This is a genomic window from Taklimakanibacter albus, assembly GCF_016595235.1.
Classification (GTDB): Bacteria; Pseudomonadota; Alphaproteobacteria; order Rhizobiales; family Aestuariivirgaceae; genus Taklimakanibacter; species Taklimakanibacter albus.
Genome location: NZ_JAENHL010000002.1, coordinates 1 through 1259 on the forward strand (window position 1 = coordinate 1; position 1259 = coordinate 1259).

Below are 1259 nucleotides of genomic sequence, written 5' to 3' on the forward strand. Positions count from 1 at the left end.
ATCTTGTGCTCGAGCGCCCGGAAGGCGTCCTTCTGCTCGACCAGCCGCTTGGCGCCGTCGACGTCGTTCGAGGTGAGGACGCCGGTGGCGAGCCTGAGCGACTGGCTGATGATCAGGCAGAGATCGTCGAGGGAGGCGTGCTGGCTGACCGTGAAGGTGATGGCGAGCTTGGTCTTGGCCTTGATCCGGTCGGCCAGATTGAGATGGATGACATCGCCCGCATGTTCGAGATTGCTGGCATAGAGCATGATCTCGAGCGCCCGCTGGGTGTCGGCCTTTTCGAGCTCCGCCTGGGTGAGGTCGGACAGATAGCCATGCACCGAGCTCTGATAGCGGTTGAGCCGCTCGTCGAGTGTTTTGAGCTCCTTGAGCGTTTCCAGGCTGTCGCTGCGCAGCGCCACGATGGCGGTGTCGAACATGCGGTCGAGCAGCTCGCTCATCCGGACCGTCTCGAGGGCGGCGTTTGAGAGGGCGACGGAGGGCGTCGAGAGCGCCATCTGGTCGAGATAGCGCGGCTGGCTCAGATTGTCGGGCGGCAGCTTCTGGTCGGGTACGATCCGGGCCATGAGGTGGGAGACCTGCCGGGTGAAGGGCAGGAAGATAAAGGCGGTGAGCAGGTTGAAGCCGGCATGGAAGGCGACGGCCTTTTCGATGAGGCCGAAGGGCAGCTCCATCACAAAAGGGGCGATGCGGCCGACGAAGGCGAGGAGGATCACCGAGACGGTGCCGCGGCAGAACAGATTGGCGAGCGGCAGGCGGCGGGCTTCCGGCTGAAGCTGCAGCGTGGCGGTGACGGCGGGGAGGCCGCCGCCGCAATTGACGCCGAGGATGAAGGAAAGTGCTCCGGCGATGTCGAGGCTGCCATTGGCGAGGAAGGAGGCGATGAGGAGGATGACGGCGAGGGTCGAATGGCAGAGCCAGGCGAGCAGGGCGCCGACCAGGAAGGCGAGCAGCGGCTCGCGGCCGATGGCAGTGAGGGCCTCGTGGAAGAGCGTCGCCTCGCGTAAGGGCGCGGTCGCCCCGACGATGAATTTGAGCGACACCAGCATCAGGCCGAAGCCGATGAGGATGCGGCCGAGATTATGGGGCCGGAACTCGTTGGAGGTGGTGAAGGTCACGTAGCCGGCGAAGAGGAGCAGCGGCGACAGCCACAGGGCATAGGAGCTGCTGGAGGCGAAGACGGCCGAGACGAGGGCCGACCCGACATCGGCGCCGAGCAGCACCGCCAGACCGATGGAGGTGCCGATGGCGCCGCCGGC

General features: G+C 65.8%; 1 protein-coding gene. It reads right to left on the bottom strand.

Annotation, left to right across the window (positions count from 1 at the left end; translation table 11 throughout):
- Positions 1-1259: Na/Pi cotransporter family protein (locus JHL16_RS00010; RefSeq protein ID WP_200182861.1), on the bottom strand; the 1259-nt coding region annotated here is incomplete at both ends.